The 3067-nt window shown below is 68.0% G+C and carries 2 protein-coding genes; both read left to right on the plus strand.

What is annotated here, in order from left to right; genetic code table 11:
• The coding region (locus I5I_RS15840) for a Mur ligase family protein (protein ID WP_036322082.1) at positions 1-1036 on the plus strand (1036 nt) is incomplete at its 5' end.
• 193 nt (positions 1037-1229) lie between these two features.
• Positions 1230-3047, plus strand: a complete 1818-nt coding sequence (locus I5I_RS15845; protein WP_036322085.1) for a pyruvate formate lyase family protein — start codon at positions 1230-1232, stop codon at positions 3045-3047.
• Positions 3048-3067: the final 20 nt, after the last annotated feature.

A 3067-nucleotide genomic window follows, 5' to 3' on the forward strand; every position in this document is an offset into this window, starting at 1 on the left:
GAGCGCGCAGGCGCTGGCACGTCACCGGGTCGACGGGATCGTCTTCGATGTCGCGGGCTTCACCAACCTCACGCACGACCATCTCGACGACTTCGGCGACATGGGCACCTACCTCCGCGCGAAGCTGCCGCTGTTCACCCCCGAACGCAGTCGTCGGGCGGTGGTGAGCCTCGACTCCGAATACGGCGCCGAGGTCGTCGCGGCGGCGAGGGTTCCCACCACGACGATCATCACCCCGGCCCTGGCCGTGGAGCCGGTCGCGGCGGATTGGACCGTGAACATCGTCGCCGAGCGACAACACGGCACCGCCTTCGCTCTTCACGGCCCCGATGGGCAGTCGCTGACGACCACTGTTCCGGTGATCGGCCCGCACATGGCCTCCAACGCGGCGCTCGCCATCGTGATGCTCCGAGAGGCGGGCTACGCGTGGGAGCGGCTGGCCGCGGCCCTCGACGGCCGCCGGATCGAGGCGGCTGTCCCGGGGCGGACACAGCGCGTGTCCGGAGAGAGCGGCCCGGCGGTCTACGTCGACTTCGGCCACTCCCCCGACGCGTTCGAGAAGACACTCGCCGCCGTGCGGCGCATCACCCCGGGACGCGTTCTGATGCTGTTCGGCGCCGACGGCGACCGCGACACGACCAAGAGATTCGATATGGGACGCACTGCCGCGCTCGGCAGCGACATCCTCATCATCACCGATCACCATCCGCGACACGAGAACCCCGACGACATCCGCGCCGAACTGCTCACCGGCGCTCGCGCCGCCGTGTCGGCCACCGAGATCCTCGAGATCTCGCCGCCCGGACGGGCGATCGTCGAGGCGATCTCGCGCGTCGGCGACGGCGACGCGATTCTCTGGGCGGGCCCCGGCCACCAGGACTATCGCGACATCCGAGGCGCTCGTGTGCTGTACTCGGCGCGAGAGCTCGCACGCCGAGCCCTCGCCGCGGCCGGATGGGCCCCGCCGGCACCGTCGTGGGTGGTGCCCTACCCGCGGGATTCCACGCCGGACTCCGATCCGACGCGCCCCGCCTGAGACCAGCGACACCCGCGAGCCCGCGACGCCCCTTGTGGACTGACCACAAGGGGCGTCCGTCTTTCCGGAGAGTCGATTGTCGGCGGCATCCATGCTCTCTTTGTGGTCTGACCACAAGCGCTAGGCTGACCTCAACGACTCGCCCACGGATGGGTGGACGGGCCGCTCCCACGAGGATTTGAGGAAGCGAATCATGACTACCGTCACCCCCTCCGCACAGGACACCCAGCCCGCCGCATGGAACGGTTTCACCGCCGGCCCCTGGCAGGATGCGGTCGACGTGCGCGACTTCATCCAGCGCAACTACACCCCTTACCTCGGCGATGCGTCGTTCCTGACGGGCGCCACGGCACGCACCACGCGCATCTGGAACACCCTGTCGGCGATGTTCCCGGTCGAGCGCGAGAAGGGCATCTACGACGTCGACGCGCACACGCCCGCCGGCATCACCGCCCACGGCCCCGGGTACATCGCGAAGGACGACGAGCTCATCGTCGGCCTGCAGACCGACGCGCCGCTGAAGCGCGCGATCATGCCCAACGGCGGCTGGCGCATGGTCGAGGGCGCGCTCGAGACCTACGGCTACGAGGTCGACCAGACCCTCAAGGAGATCTTCACGAGCTACCGCAAGACGCACAACGAGGCCGTCTTCGACGTGTACTCGCCGAACGTCCGCGCCGCGCGCAGCTCGCACGTCATCACCGGACTCCCGGACGCCTACGGCCGCGGCCGCATCATCGGCGACTACCGCCGCGTCGCGCTGTACGGCATCGACCAGCTGATCGCCGCCAAGAAGGTCGACAAGCTCGGTCTGGACACCACGCCGTTCTCGGAAGAGGTCGTCCGCATGCGCGAGGAGCACGCGGAACAGATCCGCGCGCTCGGCGAACTGAAGCAGATGGCAGCGGCGTACGGCTTCGACATCTCCGGGCCGGCGACCAGCGCGCGTGAAGCCGTGCAGTGGCTGTACTTCGGCTACCTCGCCGCCGTGAAGGAGCAGAACGGCGCCGCGATGTCGCTCGGACGCACCTCGACGTTCCTCGACGTCTTCATCGAGCGCGACCTGCAGGCGGGCCTGATCACCGAGACCGAGGCGCAGGAGATCATCGACGACTTCGTCATCAAGCTGCGCATCGTCCGCTTCCTGCGCACCCCCGAGTACGACAGCCTGTTCTCCGGCGACCCGACCTGGGTCACCGAGACGATCGGCGGCATGGGTGAAGACGGTCGTCCCCTCGTGACGAAGAACTCCTTCCGGTTCCTGCAGACCCTGTACAACCTGGGTCCGGCGCCCGAGCCGAACATGACCGTGTTCTGGAGCCCCGAGCTGCCGCAGGGCTTCAAGGACTACTGCGCACAGGTGTCCATCGACACGTCGGCCGTGCAGTACGAGTCGGACGAGATCATCCGCCCCGCCTGGGGCGATGACGCCGCGATCGCGTGCTGCGTGAGCCCGATGCGTGTCGGCAAGCAGATGCAGTTCTTCGGTGCTCGCGTCAACCTCGCCAAGACGCTGCTGTACGCCATCAACGGCGGACGTGACGAGGTCACCGGCAAGCAGGTCTCGCCCGCCACCGCGCCCGTCGGCGACGGACCGCTGGACTTCGACGACGTCATGGAACGCTTCGACAAGACGATGGACTGGCTGGCCGAGACCTATGTCGAGGCCCTCAACTGCATCCACTGGTCGCACGACAAGTACGCGTACGAGCGCATCGAGATGGCTCTGCACGACAAGGACGTGCTGCGCACGATGGCCTGCGGTATCGCGGGGCTCTCGGTGGCGGCGGATTCGCTGTCGGCCATCAAGTACGCCACCGTGACCCCCGTGCGCGACGAACGCGGCATCGTGGTCGATTACGTCACCGAGGGCGAGTTCCCGAGCTACGGCAACGACGACGACCGCGCCGACCAGATCGCCGTGGGCCTGGTGGAGAGCTTCATGTCGAAGATCCGCCGTCACCCGATGTACCGGGGCGCCCTGCCCACGCAGTCGGTGCTCAGACTCTAGAGGATCCCCGGGACCGAGCT

This window comes from Microbacterium sp. B24, assembly GCF_000333415.1.
In the GTDB taxonomy this organism is placed as follows: Bacteria; Actinomycetota; Actinomycetes; order Actinomycetales; family Microbacteriaceae; genus Microbacterium.

What these genes read in the sequence shown, in the direction of transcription:
- I5I_RS15845 (WP_036322085.1), top strand. Translation starts at nt 1,230, where the DNA reads ATGACTACCGTCACCCCCTCCGCACAGGACACCCAGCCCGCCGCATGG.